General features: G+C 70.8%; 12 protein-coding genes, 1 pseudogene and 1 riboswitch. Of the genes and pseudogenes, 6 read left to right on the top strand and 7 right to left on the bottom strand.

The window, feature by feature from the left end:
* Positions 1-440 precede the first annotated feature (440 nt).
* Positions 441-626, top strand: a riboswitch (TPP riboswitch).
* Positions 619-2,490 (top strand): phosphomethylpyrimidine synthase ThiC, encoded by a 1,872-nt coding sequence (thiC, locus tag Sm713_RS28030; protein WP_212912814.1) that lies wholly within the window; start codon positions 619-621, stop codon positions 2,488-2,490. (Overlaps the previous riboswitch by 8 nt.)
* Before the next feature lie 99 nt (positions 2,491-2,589).
* On the opposite strand, the gene Sm713_RS40765 is transcribed toward thiC, so the two are convergent.
* The 4 genes and pseudogenes from Sm713_RS40765 to Sm713_RS28015 all read right to left on the bottom strand — a co-directional run bounded on the left by Sm713_RS40765 (position 2,590) and on the right by Sm713_RS28015 (position 5,501).
* Positions 2,590-3,165: a hypothetical protein gene (locus tag Sm713_RS40765; protein WP_249416743.1), complete on the bottom strand. Its 576-nt coding sequence runs from the start codon at positions 3,163-3,165 to the stop codon at positions 2,590-2,592.
* 134 nt (positions 3,166-3,299) lie between these two features.
* Positions 3,300-3,998, bottom strand: a pseudogene (locus Sm713_RS41765) (MFS transporter); the annotation flags it as partial.
* Between the two features lie 376 nt (positions 3,999-4,374).
* Positions 4,375-4,644 carry a hypothetical protein gene (locus tag Sm713_RS28020; RefSeq protein ID WP_249416742.1) on the bottom strand — a complete coding sequence of 90 codons (270 nt, stop codon included), beginning with the start codon at positions 4,642-4,644 and terminating at the stop codon, positions 4,375-4,377.
* A 428-nt stretch (positions 4,645-5,072) separates the two neighbouring features.
* Complete coding sequence (locus Sm713_RS28015; protein ID WP_212912812.1) at positions 5,073-5,501, bottom strand: hypothetical protein; 429 nt, start codon at positions 5,499-5,501, stop codon at positions 5,073-5,075.
* 286 nt (positions 5,502-5,787) lie between these two features.
* On the opposite strand from Sm713_RS28015, the gene Sm713_RS28010 reads away from it, so the two are divergent.
* Positions 5,788-6,615, top strand: a complete 828-nt coding sequence (locus tag Sm713_RS28010; RefSeq protein ID WP_212912811.1) for an alpha/beta fold hydrolase — start codon at positions 5,788-5,790, stop codon at positions 6,613-6,615.
* A 206-nt stretch (positions 6,616-6,821) separates the two neighbouring features.
* Here Sm713_RS28010 and Sm713_RS28005 read toward each other — a convergent pair whose 3' ends face one another.
* From Sm713_RS28005 to Sm713_RS27995, 3 genes are all read right to left on the bottom strand, one after another.
* Positions 6,822-7,688, bottom strand: coding sequence for a hypothetical protein (locus Sm713_RS28005; protein ID WP_212912810.1), 867 nt, complete (start codon positions 7,686-7,688; stop codon positions 6,822-6,824).
* A gap of 193 nt (positions 7,689-7,881) precedes the next feature.
* Positions 7,882-9,078, bottom strand: a complete 1,197-nt coding sequence (locus Sm713_RS28000; protein WP_374196125.1) for a metallophosphoesterase — start codon at positions 9,076-9,078, stop codon at positions 7,882-7,884.
* 904 nt (positions 9,079-9,982) lie between these two features.
* The gene (locus Sm713_RS27995) at positions 9,983-11,104 is read right to left on the bottom strand and encodes a LacI family DNA-binding transcriptional regulator (protein WP_212912809.1); all 1,122 of its coding nucleotides are present in this window, start codon (positions 11,102-11,104) and stop codon (positions 9,983-9,985) included.
* 566 nt (positions 11,105-11,670) lie between these two features.
* Here Sm713_RS27995 and hisC point away from each other — a divergent pair.
* The 4 genes from hisC to cydD all read left to right on the top strand — a co-directional run bounded on the left by hisC (position 11,671) and on the right by cydD (position 20,250).
* Positions 11,671-12,759 carry a histidinol-phosphate transaminase gene (gene hisC, locus Sm713_RS27990; protein ID WP_212912808.1) on the top strand — a complete coding sequence of 363 codons (1,089 nt, stop codon included), beginning with the start codon at positions 11,671-11,673 and terminating at the stop codon, positions 12,757-12,759.
* Positions 12,760-13,502: 743 nt separating this feature from the next.
* Positions 13,503-15,038 carry a cytochrome ubiquinol oxidase subunit I gene (locus tag Sm713_RS27985; protein WP_212912807.1) on the top strand — a complete coding sequence of 512 codons (1,536 nt, stop codon included), beginning with the start codon at positions 13,503-13,505 and terminating at the stop codon, positions 15,036-15,038.
* A 59-nt stretch (positions 15,039-15,097) separates the two neighbouring features.
* Complete coding sequence (gene cydB, locus Sm713_RS27980) at positions 15,098-16,102, top strand: cytochrome d ubiquinol oxidase subunit II (protein ID WP_212912806.1); 1,005 nt, start codon at positions 15,098-15,100, stop codon at positions 16,100-16,102.
* A 122-nt stretch (positions 16,103-16,224) separates the two neighbouring features.
* A complete protein-coding gene (cydD, locus tag Sm713_RS27975) occupies positions 16,225-20,250 on the top strand; it encodes a thiol reductant ABC exporter subunit CydD (protein ID WP_212912805.1) in 4,026 nt (1,341 codons plus the stop codon).
* The last annotated feature ends 132 nt before the right edge of the window (positions 20,251-20,382 follow it).

Raw genomic sequence — 20,382 nt, 5'->3', positions numbered from 1 at the left:
CGGGACGCGTGTGGATCCCGTGTCGTACGGGGCGTTCGGGGCTCGCGAGGTGCCCGAGTCGTATGGGGTGTTCGGGGTCTGTGCGGTGCCTGTGCCGTACGGGTCGTATGGGGTGTTCTGGTCGTACGGGCCGCGTCCGTACTGACGTTCGTGCCGGTTCCCGTCGTCATAGCCGCCGTAGCCGCCGTACCCGTCGTACTCCTCGTTCGCGTCATACCGGTCGTGCCCATCGGGTCCGTCGGGCCTGTTGCGGCCACGGCCCCGACCTGCGGATTCTGGTCCCGGGCCGGGACGGCCGCCGGGGCCCGGACGGGGGTTCCGGCCGGGTGGCGGCGGAGGAGGCGGCTGCATGCTGGTCACCGATCGATCAACGCGAGTACTCGCTCTTGGACGTGGGCCCTCTGTTCAGCGTGCCCGGTATGACGCTAGCGTGGATGCACATTTGCACACGCGGGAGCTCGGAGCACCGGGCTGAGAGGGCGCTGAATCTCACACGCGGAACACGTGTGCCCTGCGCGTACGACGTACGCGCTCAGGGGCCCACGTTCCGTCGTCAGGAGTGGCTGCGTCGACCGCCGAACCTGTTACCGGGTAATGCCGGCGTAGGGAGTAGGTCGTATGACCAATCAGGATGCACACACGCCTGCCACCGCCCCGACCGGGTCCGACACGCCTGCCCCGCCTGTCACGTCTTCCAACGGAGAAGCCGGACAGGCCGGACAGAACGGGCGGACCGGGGAGTCCAACGGCTGGCACAAGGCGTATCTGCCGGGTCCAGAGGGGTCCTCGCACCCCGACCTGCGTGTACCGGTCCGTGTGGTGCACCTCACCAACGGAAAGTCCGTCACGCTGTACGACACCTCGGGCCCGTACACCGATCCGGCCGTCCGAACCGACGTCCGCCGCGGTCTGTCCCCGCTGAGGGAGAACTGGATCACGGCGCGCGGCGACACCGAGGAGTACACGGGCCGTCCGGTCCGCCCCGAGGACGACGGGATCAAGCACACCACCCCGCGGGGCGGCCTGCGCAATCTCGACGCGGTCTTCCCGGGCCGGCCGCGCAGGCCGCTCCGGGGCCGCCCGGGCTTCGCGGTCACCCAACTCGCGTACGCGCGCCGGGGCGAGATCACACCCGAGATGGAGTACGTGGCCGTCCGGGAGAACATGAGCCCCGAGGTGGTGCGCGAGGAGATCGCGGCGGGCCGCGCGGTGCTCCCCGCGAACATCAACCACCCAGAGATCGAGCCGATGATCATCGGCAAGCGGTTCCTGGTGAAGGTCAACGCCAACATCGGCAACTCCGCTGTGACCTCCTCGATCGAGGAGGAGGTGGAGAAGATGACCTGGGCGACCCGCTGGGGCGCCGACACGGTCATGGACCTCTCCACCGGCCGCAACATCCACACCACCCGCGAGTGGGTGCTGCGCAACTCCCCCGTCCCCATCGGCACCGTCCCGCTCTACCAGGCGCTGGAGAAGGTCGACGGCAAGGCGGAGGAGCTGACCTGGGAGATCTACAAGGACACCGTCATCGAGCAGGCCGAGCAGGGCGTGGACTACATGACGGTGCACGCCGGCGTACGCCTGCCGTACGTGCCGCTGACCGCGAACCGCAAGACCGGCATCGTCTCGCGGGGCGGCTCCATCATGGCCGCGTGGTGCCTGGCACACCACCAGGAGAGCTTCCTCTACGAGAACTTCGAGGAGCTCTGCGAGATCCTCGCGGCCTACGACGTGACGTACTCGCTGGGCGACGGCCTGCGCCCCGGCTCCATCGCCGACGCCAACGACCGCGCGCAGTTCGCCGAGTTGGAGACCCTCGGCGAGCTCAACAGGATCGCCAAGCGGCACGACGTGCAGACGATGATCGAGGGCCCCGGGCACGTCCCGATGCACAAGATCAAGGAGAACATCGACCTCCAGCAGGAGATCTGCGAGGAGGCCCCGTTCTACACGCTCGGCCCGCTGACCACCGACATCGCGCCCGCCTACGACCACATCACCTCGGGCATCGGCGCCGCGATGATCGGCTGGTGGGGCACGGCGATGCTCTGCTACGTCACCCCGAAGGAGCACCTGGGCCTGCCCAACCGCGACGACGTCAAGACCGGAGTCATCACCTACAAGATCGCGGCCCACGCGGCGGACGTGGCCAAGGGCCACCCCGGCGCCCAGGACTGGGACGACGCCCTCTCCGACGCCCGCTTCGAGTTCCGCTGGGAGGACCAGTTCAACCTGGCCCTCGACCCCGACACGGCCAGGGAGTTCCACGACGAGACACTCCCGGCCGAGCCGGCCAAGACGGCGCACTTCTGCTCGATGTGCGGGCCGAAGTTCTGCTCGATGAAGATTAGTCGAAGCATCACAGAGCGCTTCGGCGGCGAGGCGGCTGAGGGCGCGACGGAGGAGGAGATCGAGGCCGGGATGCTCCAGAAGTCACGGGAGTTCGCGGCGGCGGGGAACCGGGTCTACCTGCCGTTGGCGGACTAGGTCCAGGTACAGGCCCAGGCAAGCAAGCGTCGGTCCGGGACTCCTCGGGGTCCCGGGCCGACGTGTTTTGCGGCTGAGTCCTACCAGGCAGCCGTGGCTTCAACTTCGTACGCGAAGGGCTCGTGCAGTGGTCACCAAGAGCAAGAGGCCGCCGATGGTGGTGGCTCCAAAACTGAGGAGCAACGCTGAGTGGGGCGGTAGCGACCAGCGCAGCCCGAGGGAGTACAAGCCGCCGATGACATCGGGGCCCAGGCTGCCACCTGTGGCTTCGGCCAACACAATGCCGGCCGACAGGCGTTCCGCATGGGAGCCGTCAGCTTTCGCAGTGGCGGTGGTCATCAGGGTGGGGTAGGCCGTGCCCGTTCCCAGGCCGGCCACCGCCCATGTGGCATCCGTGAACAGTGCAGCGACTGTTGGTGCAGGTCGTGCGACCAGAATGGTAACGACGCTCGCACTGGCGAGAAGGAGCACAACAGCCCCGGCTACGGAGAGGGTGGCGGCGGATATGCGCAGGCGTTCGCAAAGGCCGGGCTGTACGAGGCTGCCGATCGCCCAGCACACCGTGCCAGCGGTGAGTGCAACACCCGCCTGAGTGAGCGCCGCACCCAGGCCACGGGTGACGGTGAGCGACAGCGTCCCCTCGGCGCCAAAGAAAGTGAAGGCCAGCAGCAGCATCCCAATGGTCGCCGTCCGTGAAGCAGGAGCAACGTCGGAAGGCAGGAGCCGTGCGAGGGCGTACCCGACGACCAGCAGCCCAGCGACGGCGAGTGCAACGGCGGGTATGGACCCGATGCTTGTACCGACCAAGATTGCCAGGACGCTGGAGACCAAGAGGAGGACTCCGCCGCCCGGGGTCGGCGAGCGCCTGATGTCGCCGCTGGTGAACATCCCCGTCTGGCCTGCCACGAGAGCCGTCCCGCCAGCAGGAGGGGAACAAGCAACAGCAGTGTCCAACGCCATCCGAGAAGGCTTTCGACGAAGGCCGCGTACGGCGGGCCTACGAGCGCAGGCACGATCCACATGGCCGCGATCATCCCGTAGACGCGGCTGCGGAGGTGCTCGGGCACAGTCCGGGCCACCGCTCCAAGACTCAAGGTTGCCAGCGTCCCGCCGGCTGCCCCTTGAAGTATTCGTCCGACGATGAAGAACACGAGCACGGGTGCCGTAACGGATACGAGTGCGCCGAGGCAGTAGACGACCAATCCGAGAGTGAGCAGCCAGCGGCGTCCGATGCGCTCGGCGAGAGCAGCGCCGAGAGGAATCATCGTCAGTGTCGCGAGAGTGCCGGCCCCTGCGGCCCAACCGAAGTAGTGATCTCCACCAAGATCCTTGGTGATCACCGGAAGAAGGGTGGAGACAGCCAAACCCTGTATCGCTGCGGCCAGTTCAAGCGCCAGTAGTCCTGCTATGAGCCGTCCGCGTCGCCCGCGCAGGACCTCCTTCCACGACCCGGCTGCATCAACACCTTCCCCGTCAGCCGTATGGTGCCGTGATAACTCAGCCGTCATTTCCTTCCCCTTCCCCATCTGTCTCATCGCAGAGCAGATATTCCGCCGGGAACTGCTTGAGAAGCTGCTGAAGCGTGTGCTTGAGCGACGGGAGGTGGCCGTGTCGCAGTGGTCGGTGGGGCGTGCACCTGCGTTGGCGGACCAGGTCCAAGTACAGGCGCAGGTCCAGATCCAGGTCCAGGTCCAGGTCCATGCGAGCGTCGGTCCGGGATCCCTCGGGGTCCCGGACCAGCGCTCTGCCGGCGAACGTCGAGGCCGAACGCTCCCACGGCGGTGGCGCCGCAGCCGGTGCGAACGTCGCCGGGATCCGCCGGTGTACCGGCGAGGTCACCGTGGCGTCCGTCCCTCGGTCGCAGGATCGACTGCCTGCGGTCGTTCAGGACGAAGTCGCGCTCTTCGGCTTCCTCGGTGCGGCGGCGCTTCGCGGGGTGATGGCGAGACCGGCGGGCGCGTTGACGCCGGTGATGGTGGTGGTGACGGTGTTGGTCCTGGTGTCGATCACCGACACGGTGTCGGTGTCCACGTTGGCGACGTAGGCGCGGGCAGGGTCGTCGTGCGCAGGCTTGCCTTGCGCGGTGGCGGGCGATGCCACGGCGAGCGGGACCGCCAGGCCGGCGAGTACCGCCGATCCCACCCAGGCCCGCACGACCCTCCCCCATCTGCGCTCACCGCCGTGACGTCGCCCGGTGGCCCCCGTTCCGGTGTTCCCTGTACCGCGATATCTGACACGAAGACCTCCTGAAGTGCACGTGATGCCGAACCGGCGCCGGCTGTGGCCAAGCTATGCGCCGGTATCGCCCGAAAAAGATGAAGATCACATGTCTGGGGCTGTATGGGTGATCCGAATACCACCTTTGGCCACCCGGCCACGGCAACGGGCGTGGGACACCTTGCCCGCACGTTCACCTGGAGCCGCCGAAAGCCCGCTTGGTGTCGACAACTTGCCCGGCGTCGACGGCTCGCTCGGCGGAAGCATCAACGTGAGCGCGATGCCAACGGGCGGACCCGTCCGGATACCCAAGGCGCCCTCCGCTGATGGTGGAGGACGCAGACTGCCTGCGTGAGCGGAGGGCCTTATCGAGCACCCTGCGTTCGGTGGCGGGAGGCGGCCACCCACGCGGCGGCGATCACGCCGTAGGCGAGATGGTCCGCCACCTGCGGCCACCGCGGCAGCTCGCGGACCCGGGCGGTACGCCTGCCCGGCACGCCGAGGTCGAGCCCGGCGATGGCGAGGCCGGCGAGCGCGCCCCACGCGGTGGTCGCCCGTCGCGGCAGCACGGCCGCGAGCGCCACGCCCCAGCCGACGCTGATCCCGAAGTGGACGGGGACCGCGGCGGCGAGCAGCCGCACCGAGCGGACCTCATCCGGCAGCAAGAGCGATCCGGCCGCGCGGGTCGCTTCCAGCGGATCACGCCGCGTGGCCAGAGCGTGCACCGTCGAGGGCACGCCGCTGAGCACACCGGCGACGATGCCCGCACGCATCCCGGTTCCGAGGACGGCCATGCCCTTGGACTAACACCGCGCGGAGGCGCTCCACAAGTTCCGAGCCGGAAGTCCCGAGCCGGCATTCTGCATCGGGGTTCGGTGTTTCAGGTCCGGATTAGAGGTCAGCCGGGAAAAAGGCGCAGATGTGCATCTTTGTGATCGTACGTGTCGCTGGGCCCGTGCGCGGAGAGTGCTCGCCGGCGGTCCGCGGCACACCTCACCGGGACCTCACCGGAGCATCGCGAGAAACATCACGAGAAACATCACCGGGACATCACGAGACATCACCGAAAGGAACCGCACCATGCCTTTCGTCGCGACCAAGGACGGTACGCAGATCTTCTACAAGGAGTGGGGATCCGGCCAGCCGGTCGTGTTCAGCCACGGCTGGCCGCTGAACGGCGACGCCTGGGATCCGCAACTCATGATGGTCGCGGAGAACGGATACCGCGCCATCGCGCACGACCGCCGCGGCGGCGGGCGTTCGAGCCAGACGTGGGAGGGCAACGACCTGGACACCTACGCCGACGACCTGGCACAGCTCATCGAGGCGCTCGACCTGCACGATGTCATCCTCGTCGGGCACTCCACGGGCGGCGGCGAGGTGACGCGCTACATCGGGCGCCACGGGAGCGACCGGGTCGCCAAGACCGTCCTCCTCAGCGCCATCCCCCCGCTGATGCTGAAGACGGACGACAACCCGGACGGGCTGCCGATAGATGTCTTCGACGACATCCGCAACGGCATCCTGACGGACCGCTCGCAGTTCTACGAGGACCTGAGCGCCAACTTCTTCGGCGCCAACCGCTCCGGTTCGCACGTCTCCCAGGGCATCCGCGACGCGTTCTGGCGGTGGTCCATGGAGGTGGGCATGAAGAGCGCGTACGACTGCGTGAAGGCCTTCTCGGAGACCGACCTCACAGAGGACCTGAGGGACTTCGACATGCCCACGTTGATCGTGCACGGCGACGACGACCAGATCGTGCCGATCGTGGCCGCGGGCAACAAGTCCTCGGGGATCGTCAAGGACGTCGACTACAAGGTCTACCCGGGCGCTCCGCACGGTCTGACGATGGTGCCGCCGTTCGCGGACAGGTTCAACACCGACCTGATGGCGTTCATCCAGGCCTGAGCACGGAGTCCGTCCGTACCTGAGCAGGGAGTCCGTCTGCACCTGAGCAGCGGTTCTGTTCGTACGTGACCAGGGGTTCTGCTCGCACCCGACCAGGGGTGCTGCCCGCACCCGACCAGGAGCTCTGTCCGTGCCCGACCAGGGGCTCTGTCCACACGTGAGCGCCGCGCTCGGGCAGGGGCCCGACCGCGCCGCCGGTCCCCGTCTCACTCCGGCTGGTGCTCCGGCCCCCCGTAGTCGGGGCTGGTGAAATCGGGGCTGCTGTAGCGGGGGCGGGCGGCGGTGGTGCCGCTCTCGGGGCTGCTGAAGCCGGGGCGGTGGTAGCCGAGGTGGGGCATGCGGCCTGTGTGCTCCACCGCCGCGTGCTCCGCCTCGCCGGCCACCGCGGGGCGCCGTTCCTGCAAGGCCTCCTGGAGGAAGGGGCGGATGCCGCGTTCCAGCAGGGCCCGGTGCCAGGCCTCGCGGGTGCGGCGCACGTTCTCGTCGAGCTGGTCGCGGTCCGCCGCGCGCAGGGACGTCGAGCCGTTGCGCAGCGCGGTCAGCAGCAGGCCGGCCGTGGCGAAGGAGATGGCCGCCGCGGTGATCGCGGCGAACACCCACCCTGTCGTGCGCAGCGTCTGCGCGAACGCGGGTTCGGGGCCCACCAGCTTCAGCGCGTAGCCGACCAGCAGGAAGATCAGCGCCGCGGCTCCGGCCAGCAGCGGCGCGAGCACCGCGAGGACCGCGGTCAGGCCCGCGCTGGCGGGTTCGCCGGGCTCGGCTCCGGCGCGTGTGAAGTCGCCCAACGCGCCTCTGTCCTGGCCCGCGCCGCGGCGCACACCTGCCGGACGGGGCGCCCGGGTGGCGCGCGCCGGGGCGCGCAACTCGCTGCGGGCTCTTACGTAGTGCTGGTACTCCACGGCGGCCGCGGCCGTTATGAGGGCCGTCGCGTCGAGTGCCATGGTGCGGAGCTGCCCGGCGGTGAGCGCTCCGCCGGCCATGGTGAGGTCCTGGCGTTGGGCGCGCAGCGCTTCGTCGAGGATCCGCTCGTACTCCCGGCGGTCCTCGGTGAGCAGGTGTGGAGCGCTGTTCATGTGCTTCCCCCGATGCTCCATAGGGCGTGGGGCCTGCTGGGACGCGGGCCGCGGGCAGAAACGGAGGGGACCCTGCTATGGAGGAACACATGGTAGAGCGGTCACGGCACGCGGTGACAGGGGGTTTCCGAAAATTGCCCTACTGGCCAGGGCGATCCGGTATAGGAGGAGGGTCGAACAGACGAGCGGCCGGTCAGGCGTGTAGGGGAAGCGGGCAGACCAGCAGCTTTCCGGCCATGGTCACTCCGCCGTCCATGGCGATGGCCAGGCCCTCCGCGTAGACGTGCGGTCCCTCGACGCCCTGTCCTTCGGCCTCCTCGCCGTCCTCGGAGCCGACCTCGCCCAGCAGGTACGGGATGGGGCTGTGGCCGTGCACGATCCGGGTGCCGCCGTAGGTGCTCAGCAGCTCGCGGACGGCGCTCGGGCCGTTGTCGTCGCGGAAGGCGAAGCGCTTGGTGAACTTCCGGAAGAGTTCCCAGCACTCGTTGGGGTCGTTGCGGGTGAGGGCCTCGCGGATGGTGTCGTTCACGGCCTCGATGGAGTCGCCGTAGTCGAGGTAGGAGGTGGTGTCGGAGTGCACCAGCAGGTGGCCGTCCTCCTCCTCCATCGCGTCGAGCCGGGACATCCACTGGAGGTGGTGGTCCTCCAGCCGGTCCATGTCGGTCTTCTGGCCGCCGTTCAGCAGCCAGGCCGCCTGGAAGGTGGCGGTGCCCGCGCCCGAGTTCACGGGGGTGTCCCCGAACCGCTTCGCGCCCAGCAGCAGCAGCTCGTGATTGCCCATCAGCGCCTTGCAGTAGCCGCCCGCGGCGGCGGCCTCTGCGGACAGCCGCATGACGGTGTCGATGACCCCGATGCCGTCGGGCCCGCGGTCGGTGAAGTCGCCGAGGAACCACAGGCGGGTGTTCCCGGCGATCCAGTTCCCCTCGGCGTCGACGATGCCCTGGGCGGTCAGCGCCTCGAGGAGTTCGTCGAGGTAGCCGTGCACGTCGCCGACGACGAACAGCGGGCCGAGGCCGTCGGGGTGGTCCTGCTCCGGCGCGGGGTCGGTGGCCGTGACGGCCGGCATCTGGAGCGTGTCACCGCGGTTGACGACCGGCAGGTCGCGCTGCGTGGGGGTGTAGCCGTCGGGGTCCGCGAGCGGCTCGGGTGCGTCGGTGGATCCGGGCGCATCGGCGGATCCGGCGGCGGCCGGCGGCACGGGGGCGTGGTCGGCGAGGTCCGGTGCGCCGGCGCCCGGGCGGGTGCTCGCGGCGAGGGCGGGGCCCGGGATGACGATCTGGGCGGGCGCCGGAAGGGCCGTCTCCGGCGTGGCGGGCGCGAGGTGCGAGGACTCCTGCGGGAGCGGCGCGAACTCCGTAGAAGCGGGCGCCACGGGGTGCGCGAGTGTCATGTCGGCGGGCTGCACGCCCCCGGCATACGTTCTAGCTCGGTCCGCCTCGGCCTGTGCCTCCGAGGCGGGCTGTTCGGTGAGCACGCCCACGGCGTCTCCCGGCCGGCCGTCGGCGGGCCCTTCGTCGGCGGGACCGATGCCGGCCGCGTACTCCGGCACGCGAAAGTCGTGCGGTGTCGCCATCCGCAAGACGGGTCCTTGACCGGCCCCCTGAGTCATCGACCCCTCCACCACCCTCGCGCCGCAGCTGCACCGGATCGGACTGCCTGGTCGCAGCGGCCCGCGGTGTCGTCCGCCCATCATAGGAATGCGGCTCGCGCTGTGTGATGACCTAGGGGCGGTGAATCGGTACCTGACGCCGATTCACCGCGCATTTCGTCCGAATTATCCGTCTGCTTCCGCTGGTTGCCCTGAGTTTTCCTTGCCCTATTCGCGGACTCCCCGCCGGACTTCCTTCGAATCCGCCCGTCGTGCCCGCCCTGCCCGTCTGCCCGCTCGCGCTGTCCGCACGCCTGCCCGGACTGCCCGCCGGCTCGCTCCGCCTCGTCCGCGCCGGCTCGGCCCGCGCTGTCCACGTGCGCCGTGCCGTTGCCGTCCGAGTGGCGTTTCGGTCGGATCGCCTTGATCCGACCGTTCTGGTTGCTCCAGCCGCTCGGTCGCTCCGGTCGTTCTCGTCGCTCCAGCGCTCCGGTCCTTCTGGCCGTTCCAGTCGATCCGACCGTTGCAGCCGATGCAGCCGTTGCAGCCGATCCGGGCGGTCCTGCCGTTTCCGGCTGATCCGCGTGCGGTTGGCCGGCGCGCCCCGGTGGGACGCCCCCGGGGGGGCACCGTGCTCCGCCCGAACGGGACGGAGTTGGCGGTGCCCGCCGGGGAAGGCGACCGGTCGACCGGCCTGTCGACCGGCCTACCCCTGTCTCGGCGACCGGGGCGGGCTGACCGTGGTGCGCGGTGGTCGCCGCTGGGACGAGCTCCGCACGATCAGTTCCGTGGGTATCACCTGCTCGACCGGCTGCCCGGAGTCGACGCCCTCGATGGCGTCGATCAGGAGCTGGACGACGGCCGTGCCGATCCGGCGGGGCTTCAACGAGAGCGTGGTGACCGGCGGTTCGGTGTTGGCGTACACCAGCGACTCGCTGCAGCAGATCAGCAGCAGGTCGTCGGGCACGCGCAGACCGTACCGGCGGGCCGCCGCCAGCAGGTCCGTGCCGTTGGGGTCGAAGAGGCCGTACACGGCGTCCGGCCGGTCCGGGCGGGCCAGCAGCCGGTCCGCGGCCGCCGCTCCCGCGCGCGGGTCGTGTGCCGGGTAGCTCTCGTACACCGGCTCCTGTCCCGTGCGCTCGCACCACTGGAGGTACGCGGTGGTGGAGAGGTGGGTGTACGTGTCCGTGGAGGTGCCGGTGAGCAGGCCGATGCGGCGGGCGCCGGCGTCCGTGAGGTGGTTGAGGATGCCGGTGACGGCGGCCTCGTGGTCGTTGTCGACCCAGGCCGTGACGGGCAGCTGGCCTGCCGGGCGCCCGTCGGAGACGACAGGTAAACCCTGCTTGACCAGCTCCGTGACGACCGGGTCCTTGTCGGACGGGTCGATGACGACGGTGCCGTCCAGGGCGACGTTCGACCAGACGTCGACGGGACTGCGGCGGGACGTCGCGGGCAGGATCACCAGCGCGTAGCCGCGGGCGAGCGCGGCGGACGTGGCGGCCCTGGCCATCTCCGCGAAGTAGGCGAACTCCGTGAAGGTGAAAGGTTCATCCCCGTACGTGGTGACGGTCAGGCCGATGAGCCCGGACTTGCCGGTGCGCAGCGTGCGGGCCGCGGCGGACGGCCGGTAGCCGAGCCGGTCGGCCACCTCGCGAACGTGCCGGCGGGTGGCATCCGGGAGTCGCCCCTTGCCGTTCAGGGCGTCGGAGACGGTCGTGATGGAGACACCGGCCGCGGCGGCCACATCTCTGATGCCCGCTCGCCCTGGTCGATGCCCCCGTCGGGCAGCCTCCGCCCGGCTCACCTGGTGCTTCCCTGCTGCTGTCATGGCGAGCCGATAGTAGGGCTCATGGGGTGGGGTGGATTGGCCGTTCAGCTATGCATTGACAGGCACGTTTCTGCATGGCGGAACGGGTTTGATCGCCTTGGAAAGGAAGGGGCAGGGGGCGATGTGGGTGTATTGATTTGCTTACAGCACGCATAAACCTGCCAAATGAGCCATGTTTCGAAGAGGTCTCAACTCACCTTGACGAGCGATGCGCGCAAGGGCGCGAACAAGCGGCGCGCGTGGTTCCGCGCAATGCGCCCCCCCGATCCGTCCTGCGGGGGCCGGAAGGTCCGCATTTGGGCTGGTGGGGCTGGTGGGGGTACTGAGGGTGCTGCGGCTTACGGGGCGGGGTGGCACGGGGGTGTGGGCGATGCCGGTGGCGGTGCGGGTGTCGGTGGTGGTACTGCGGCTGGTGGCGGTCGCGGTGGCGTGAGCGTGGGCCGGTGGGGGAGCGAGCGTGGAGCGGCGGCAGAGTTATCCACAGGCCGTACGCTTCCGGCGGGCTTCCTCTTATGGTGAGCAGTGTCGAAGCCGGCGGTTGCCGAGCGTCCATGAGGAGGATTGCGGTGAGTGAGACGTACCCGAGGCTGCGCCCCGAGCTGGAGGGGATCCCCACCTACAAGCCGGGCAAGCCGGCGGCTGCCGCGGCTCCGGGTGCCCCCGCCGCCTTCAAGCTCTCGTCGAACGAGAACCCGTACCCGCCGCTGCCCGGCGTCATGGAGACGGTGATGGCCGCGGCCGGCACGCTCAACCGCTACCCGGACATGGTGTGCACGCACCTGATGGCCGAGCTCTCCGAGCGCTTCGCGGTGCCCGTCTCGCACGTGGCGACGGGCACGGGCTCGGTCGGAGTCGCCCAGCAGCTCCTCCAGGCCGCGGCCGGTGCGGGGGACGAGGTGATCTACGCCTGGCGGTCCTTCGAGGCGTACCCGATCATCACGCAGATCAGCGGTGCCAAGGCGATCCAGGTCCCGCTGACCGCGGACGAGGTGCACGACCTCGACGCCATGGCCGACGCGGTCACCGACCGCACCCGCCTGATCTTCGTCTGCAATCCCAACAACCCCACGGGCACCGTGGTCCGCCGCGCCGAGCTGGAGCGCTTCCTCGACCGCGTGCCGGACGACGTGCTGGTGGTGCTCGACGAGGCCTACCGCGAGTTCATCCGGGACCCCCGGGTGCCGGACGGCATAGAGATCTACCGCGAGCGGCCGAACGTCTGCGTCCTGCGCACCTTCTCCAAGGCGTATGGCCTCGCGGGCCTGCGGGTCGGCTTCGCCGTCGCGCATGAGCCGGTGGCCGCGGCGCTGCGGAAGACGGCGGTGCCCTTCGGGGTGAGCCAGCTCGCGCAGGAAGCGGCGATCGCCTCGCTGCGTGCCGAGGACGAACTGCTCGGCAGGGTGGGCCTCCTGGTCGAGGAGCGCACCCGCGTGGTCGACGCGCTCCACGCCCAGGGGTGGACGGTCCCCGAGACCCAGGCGAACTTCGTCTGGGTCCGCCTGGGCGACCGCACGGAGGAGTTCGCCGCCGCCTGCGAGCAGATGGGCGTGGTGGTCCGGGCCTTCCCGGGGGAGGGTGTCCGCGTCACGGTCGCGGAGGCCGAGGCGGACGACCTCTTCCTCCAGGTGACGGCGGCGTTCCGCAAGGAGCTTTAGGCCGTACCGGCCGGTTAGCCGAAATGGGGGGTGCCGTCTCCGTCTCCGTCGGTGGGGCGCCGATTCCGTCGGCGCCGGCCCCGGGAGGGGTGCGGGGGTGCCCCCCACGCGGCTTGGGGTTCCCAGCGGCCTGGGGCCCGCGGTGTGGTTGAGGGCGCCATCCCTGCCCTGCCCTGCAGGCGGCGGGGGACGGCCGGGTGGTGAGGCGGTTCGTCGTGCCCTCTCGGCGGGGTGGTTTGTGTCGTTTTGGGGCTGCGGGTTGGTGGTGGGTTGCTTGCGCAGTTCCCCGCGCCCCTGGTGGGGGCCGTGGGCGTTGGTCTCGGCCTGGACGGAGCGCATGGGCGGCTGAGGTGCCGTCCCGTGGCACTAGGTGACTAGGGCGCGCCTTCCGTGGCTTTCAGGCGGCGGGGACCGCCTCCGGCGTGGTCCGCTTCCCGGTCGGAGGGTAGTCGCCGGGTCGGCCGGTCCGCGGTGCGTGCCCCCGCCCTCCCGTCGGCGCCGTAACCCGCTGCCTGCCGCCCCCACAGGTGTCGGTTGCTCGGGCGCTCCGCGCCCCTCCGCACCCCTCATGCCCCATACGTCCCCAAAGGGGGACCCCCTGATGACTCCGCCAATCGGGTGAGTCATAATGCTTGTGAATGTGAACGCGTTCACAAGCGCTCCCGCTTGATCCCGTTACCGCATGGATCAAGCGGACAAAGCGCCACTGGACCAGAGCACGACCGAGGCAAGGAGAGGTCGACGTGGACATGGCTCTGGCGCCGGAGACCCTGGCGCGCTGGCAGTTCGGCATCACCACCGTCTACCACTTCCTCTTCGTCCCCCTGACGATCTCGCTCGCCGCCCTCACGGCAGGCCTGGAGACCGCCTGGGCGCGGACGGGGAAAGAGAAGTACCTCAGGGCGACGAAGTTCTGGGGCAAGCTCTTCCTGATCAACATCGCGATGGGTGTCGTCACCGGCATCGTGCAGGAGTTCCAGTTCGGCATGAACTGGTCCGACTACTCCCGCTTCGTCGGTGACGTCTTCGGCGCTCCCCTGGCCTTCGAGGCCCTGATCGCCTTCTTCTTCGAGTCGACCTTCATCGGCCTGTGGATCTTCGGCTGGGACAAGCTGCCCAAGCGGCTGCACCTGGCCACGATCTGGATGGTCGCCCTCGGCACGATCCTCTCCGCCTACTTCATCCTCGCGGCGAACTCCTGGATGCAGCACCCCGTCGGGTACCACATCAACAAGACCACGGGCCGCGCGGAGCTGACCGACTTCCTCGCGGTGCTGACCCAGAACACCGCCCTGGCCCAGGCCTTCCACACCCTCACGGGGTCCTTCCTCACCGGTGGCGCCTTCATGGTCGGCATCGCCGCCTACCACCTGGCCCGCCGCAAGCACATCCCGGTGATGCGGACCTCGCTCCGGCTCGGCCTGGTCACCGTCGTGATCGCGGGGCTCCTCACCGCGGTCAGCGGCGACCAGCTCGGCAAGGTGATGTTCAAGCAGCAGCCGATGAAGATGGCGTCCGCCGAGGCCCTCTGGGACGGGCAGAAGCCCGCGCCGTTCTCGCTCTTCGCCTACGGGGACGTGGACAAGGGCCACAACACGGTCGCCGTCGAGGTGCCCGGCCTGCTGTCCTTCCTCGCCGACGACGACTTCCACTCGTACGTGCCCGGCATCAACGACGTCAACAAGGCCGAACAGCAGAAGTTCGGCCCCGGCGACTACCGGCCGAACATCCCCGTCGCGTACTGGGGGTTCCGCTGGATGATCGGCTTCGGCATGACGTCGTTCGCGCTGGGCGCGGCCGGGCTCTGGCTGACCCGGAAGCGGTTCATGCTGCCGGCACGGTTGCGCACGGGCGAGGACGAGGTGCCGCACCTGGTGCCGTTCCGGACGCCGCTCGGCTCCCGGCTCGGTGCCTGGTACTGGCGGGTCGCCACCTGGACGCTGGCGTTCCCCCTGATCGCCAACGCCTGGGGATGGATCTTCACCGAGACCGGCCGGCAGCCCTGGGTCGTCTACGGCGTGCTCCAGACCCGCCAGGCCGTCTCCCCCGGGGTCTCCCAGGGCGAGGTGCTGCTCTCCATGTCCGTCTTCACCGCCCTCTACGCGGTGCTCGCGGTGATCGAGGTGCGGCTGCTGGCCACCTACGTGAAGGCCGGGCCGCCCGAGCTGACCGACGCCGACCTCCACCCGCCCACCCGCATCGGCGGTGGCCCCGGTGACTCCGACCACCCCGACCACCCCGATCACGACCCCGACCGGCCGATGGCCTTCTCGTACTGAGGCCAGGAGCTTCGAACCGAGCATCGAGAGCCGAGCATCGAAAGCCGAGGAGCGCGGAGATGGAACTCCACACCGTCTGGTTCGTCCTCATCGCCGTCCTGTGGACCGGCTACTTCTTCCTGGAGGGCTTCGACTTCGGGGTCGGCATCCTCACCGGGCTGCTGGCCCGCGACCGGGTCGAGAAGCGGGTCCTGATCAACACCATCGGCCCGGTCTGGGACGGCAACGAGGTCTGGTTGCTGTCGGCCGGCGGCGCGACGTTCGCCGCCTTCCCGGACTGGTACGCCACGCTGTTCTCGGGGTTCTACCTGCCGCTGCTGGTGGTCCTGGTCGCGCTGATCGTGCGCGGGGTGGCCTTCGAGTACCGGGCGAAGCGGCCCGGCGAGCGGTGGCAGCGGAACTGGGAGCGGGCGGTCTTCTGGGCCTCCCTGGCCCCGGCGGTGCTGTGGGGGGTGGCGTTCGCCGACATCGTGCACGGCGTGCCGGTCGACGCCCACGGCGACGTCACCGGCGGGCTGGGGGAGCTGCTGCGGCCTTACGCGCTGCTGGGCGGGGTGGTCACCCTGGTGCTCTTCACCTTCCACGGCGCCGTCTTCGTGGCGCTCAAGACGGTGGGGGACATCCGGGTGAGGGCGCGGCGGCTGGCCGCGGTCGCCGGGGCCGTCGCGACGCTGGCCGCGCTGGGCTTCCTGCTCTGGACCCAGGCCGACACCGGCAACATCCGCAGCCTGGTGGCCCTGGTGGTGGCCGTCGTCTGCCTGGCGGCGGCGCAGCTGGCCAATGCCCGGGGACGGGAGGGCTGGGCGTTCGCCTTCTCCGGGACGGCGGTGGCGGCGAGCGTCGCCATGCTCTTCCTGGCGCTGTTCCCGGAGGTCATGCCGTCGACGCTGAACACCGGCTGGAGCCTGACGGTCTCCAACGCCTCGTCCAGCCCGTACACGTTGAAGATCATGACCTGGTGCGCGGGGATCGCCACACCGCTGGTGCTCCTCTACCAGTCGTGGACGTACTGGGTGTTCCGCAAGCGGATCGGCACCCAGCACATAGACGACACGGGGCACTGAGCCATGAGGCGCGGTGCGGGACGCCGAGGGATTCGGCCATGGGTCGGGAGTCGGCCATGGGTGGGGATTCGGCAATGGGTTACGGCTGATATGTCCGGGTTGGTCGAGCGGTGGTGTTTCACGTGAAACCAGTCGATCCACGGTTGCTGCGCTATGCCCGGCGGACGCGGGGCTTCCTGATCGCTGTGGTCGCCCTCGGGCTCGTGGGAGCCGGGCTGGTCGTGGCGCAGGCGACGCTGATCGCGGACGTGGTGGCGGGCGCCTTCCAGCACGGGCTCTCCGTCGCCGAGCTACGGCGGCCGCTGGCGCTCCTGGTGGCGGTCGCGGTGGGGCGCGGCGCGGTCGGATGGCTCACCGAGCATGCGGCGCACCGGGCCAGCGCGGCGGTCAAGTCCGAGCTACGGGGACGGCTGCTGGACCGCGTGGGCGAGCTGGGACCGGGGTGGCTCGGCGGGCAACGCACCGGTTCCCTGGTCACTCTGGCCACCCGGGGCGTGGACGCGCTGGACGGCTACTTCTCGCGCTACCTCCCGCAGTTGGGGCTGGCGGCGATGGTGCCCGTGGTGGTGCTGGCGCGGATCGTGACCGAGGACTGGGTGTCGGCCGGGATCATCGCTGGCACGCTCCCGCTGATACCCGTCTTCATGGTGCTGATCGGCTGGGCCACGCAGTCCCGCATGGACCGCCAGTGGCGTCTGCTGTCACGCCTGTCGGGCCACTTCCTGGATGTGGTCGCGGGCCTGCCGACACTCAAGGTCTTCGGCAGGGCGAAGGCCCAGGCCGACTCGATCCGGCGGATCACCGGCGCCTACCGACAGGCCACCCTGCGCACCCTGCGCATCGCCTTCCTGTCGTCCTTCGCGCTGGAACTGCTGGCCACGCTCTCGGTCGCGCTGGTGGCGGTCACCATCGGGATGCGGTTGGTGAGGGGAGAGCTGGACCTCCACACCGGTCTGCTGATCCTCGTCCTCGCCCCGGAGGCGTATCTGCCGGTACGGCAGGTGGGCGCCCAGTACCACGCGGCGGCGGAGGGGCTGGCTGCGGCGGAGGATGTGTTCGCGGTTCTGGACGCGGAGGGGGCGGGGGCTGGCGGTGCCTTCTCTCCGAGTGCGGACGGGTCCATATCGTCGCGTGCGGGTGATCGCCTATCGACGCGCGCCACCTCGCGTTCGATCGGTGGAGCCGATGGACCGCGGGAGCCTTGGGAGATCCGGTTCGACGGGGTGTCGGTGCGGTATCCGGGGCGTTCGGCGGATGCCGTCTCCGAGGTCTCGTTCACCGTGCGGGCCGGGGAGACGCTGGCGCTGGTGGGGCCCAGCGGGGCCGGCAAGTCGACGCTGGTGGGCGCCGCGCTGGGGCTGGTGCGGCCCACGGCCGGGCGGGTGCGGGCCGGGGGCGCCGACCTGGCCGACGTACCGCTTGAACAGTGGCACCGGCGCCTGGCGTGGGTGCCGCAGCGGCCGCATCTGTTCGCCGGGTCGATCGCCGAGAACGTCCGTCTGGCGAGCCCCGGGGCGAGTCCCGCCGCGGTCAGGAAGGCGCTGGACGACGCCGGTGCGCTGGAGTTCGTCGACGGGCTGCCCGACGGGGCGCGGACGGTGCTCGGCGAGGAGGGCGCCGGCCTCTCGGCGGGCCAGCGCCAGCGGATCGCGCTGGCCAGGGCGTTCCTCGCCGACCGTCCGGTCCTGGTGCTCGACGAGCCGACGGCCGGGCTGGACGGCGAGACGGAGGCCGGCGTGGTGGAGGCCGTCCGCAGGCTTGCCCACGGCCGCACGGTCCTGCTCGTGGCCCACCGGCCCGCGCTGCTCGCGGTGGCCGATCGGGTGGTACGGGTCCGGATGCCGGGCCCGAGCGCGGAACCGGCCGCGGGGGTGGACCTGGACGCGGGTGTGGACCCGGGCCTGGGGCTGGACCTGGGGCCGGTCGCGGCTCAGGGCGTGATGCTTCCGGCCCGTGCGGTGCCTGCGGAGGGCGTGGTGGCGGGTGCTGCGGCTGTGGCACCTGTCGTAGCGGATTCGGATTCGGATTCGGATTCGGATTCGGATTCGGATTCGGATTCGGACTCGGATGCCGGTGCGGGTACGAATGCCGGTGCCGGTGCGGGTACGAGTGCGGGTTCGGATGCCAGCGGGAGCGCGGGCTCCGGCGCCGTGGAAGGGCCGGGCGTTCCCGCGGCGGCGGAACCGGTTGCCGAGAAGGGCACGTCCGGCTCACCCGGCACCCCCGGCTCGCCCGCCACAGCGGTACTGCGGCGTGTGCGCGGGATGGCGTCGACGCGGCGTGGGCCGCTGGTGGGGGCGTTGCTCCTGGGTGCCCTGGCGGTCGGCAGCGCGGTGGGGCTGATGGGCACGTCCGGGTGGCTGATCTCGCGGGCGGCCGAGCGGCCCCCGGTGCTCTACCTGATGGTCGCCGTGACGGCCACCCGGGCCTTCGGGATCGGCCGGGCGGCCTTCCGGTACGCCGAGCGGCTGGTGTCGCACGACGCGGTGCTGCGGATCCTGGCCGACGCCCGGGTCACGGTCTACCGGCGCCTGGAACGGCTCGCGCCCGCCGGGCTGCGCGCCACGCGCCGCGGGGACCTGCTCTCGCGGCTGGTCGCCGACGTGGACGCGCTCCAGGACTACTGGCTGCGCTGGCTGCTGCCCGCCGCGGCGGCCGCCCTGGTCTCCGCGGGCACCGCGGCCTTCACGGCCTGGCTGCTGCCCACCGCCGGTGCCGTGCTCGCGGCCGGGCTGCTGGGCGCCGGGCTCGGCGTCCCGCTGCTCTCCGCCGCCGTGGCCCGGCGCGCCGAGCGCAGGCTCGCACCGGCCCGCGGCGTGCTCGCCACCCGGGTCACCGACCTGCTCACCGGCACCGCCGAACTGACCGTCGCCGGCGCGCTGCCCGCCCGTACCGCCTCCGCGAAGCGCGCCGACGCCGCGCTCACCCGCATCACCGCACGCGCCGCCGCGGCCACCGCGCTCGGCAGCGGGCTGACGGCGCTGCTGTCGGGGCTGACGCTGGCCGGCACCGCGCTCTGCGGAGTGGCGGCGGTCCGGGACGGGCGACTGGCCGGTGTGGCCCTCGCCGTCGTCGTCCTCATCCCGACCGCCGCCTTCGAGGCGCTGCTCGGCCTGCCGCTCGCCGCCCAGCACCGGCAGCGGGTCCGGCAGAGCGCGGAGCGCCTGTACGAGGTCCTGGACGCGCCCGTGCCCGTACGCGAACCGGCGGCACCGGCCGCCCCGCCCGCCTCCCCGTTCCCGATCCGGCTACGGGGGCTGACGGCGCGTTACCCGGAGCGGGGCGGACCCGACGGTTCGGATGCAACAGGTTCGGACGTAACACCTCATGACGTATCACATCCGGACGTAACACCCCCGAACGTAACGGCGCGGGAGGGCGGCCCGACTCGTGACCTGGCACGTGACGCGCGTGGCCAGGCGCACGGCCAGGCGCGTGGCCCGGCACGCGAGGCGCTGTGCGGCGTCGACCTGACGCTGGAGCGCGGCCGCAGGGTCGCCGTCGTCGGGCCCTCCGGGGCGGGGAAGTCGACGCTCGCGCAGGTGCTGCTGCGGTTCCTGGACGCGTCCGAGGGGACGTACACGCTGGGCGGCACGGACGCGTACGCGCTGGACGGGGACGCGGTACGGCGGCAGGTGGGCCTGTGCGGCCAGGACGCGCACGTCTTCGACAGCTCCCTGCGGGAGAACCTGCTCCTGGCACGGAAGGACGCGAGCGAGGACGACCTCCGTGCCGCGCTCGGCCGGGCCAGGCTGCTGGACTGGGTGACGGCGCTGCCGGACGGCCTCGACACGGCGGTCGGCGAGCACGGGGCCCGGCTCTCCGGAGGGCAGCGGCAGCGGCTGGCGCTGGCCCGCGCGCTCCTCGCGGACTTCCCCGTCCTCGTCCTCGACGAGCCCGCCGAGCACCTCGACCTGCCGACCGCGGACGCCCTCACCGCCGATCTGCTGGCGGCGACCGAGGGCCGCACCACCCTGCTCATCACGCACCGGCTCGCCGGCCTGGAAGCCGTCGACGAGGTGATCGTGCTCGACGGCGGCCGGGTGGTGCAGCGCGGACCGTACGCAGAACTGGTCGCGGTGGACGGGCCGCTGCGGGCCATGCGGGAGCGGGAGCGCCTGAGCGAGGCGGTGGCGGTGCCGGCCTGATGGCGGCGACGCGGCAGGCAGCCCCGTGGCCTGCCATACGTCTCGTGGTCGGGTGGGAACGCGCTCCCCGGCCCGTTGAAGCCGTGGCAGCTGTGGCAGCCGTGGCAGCCCTTGGCGCGACCGGCGCGAGGT

Origin of the sequence: Streptomyces sp. TS71-3 (assembly GCF_018327685.1) — a bacterium.
In the GTDB taxonomy this organism is placed as follows: domain Bacteria; phylum Actinomycetota; class Actinomycetes; order Streptomycetales; family Streptomycetaceae; genus Streptomyces.
Note: the sequence above shows the minus strand (reverse complement) of the source record. Positions and strands in the feature narration are given on the sequence as shown.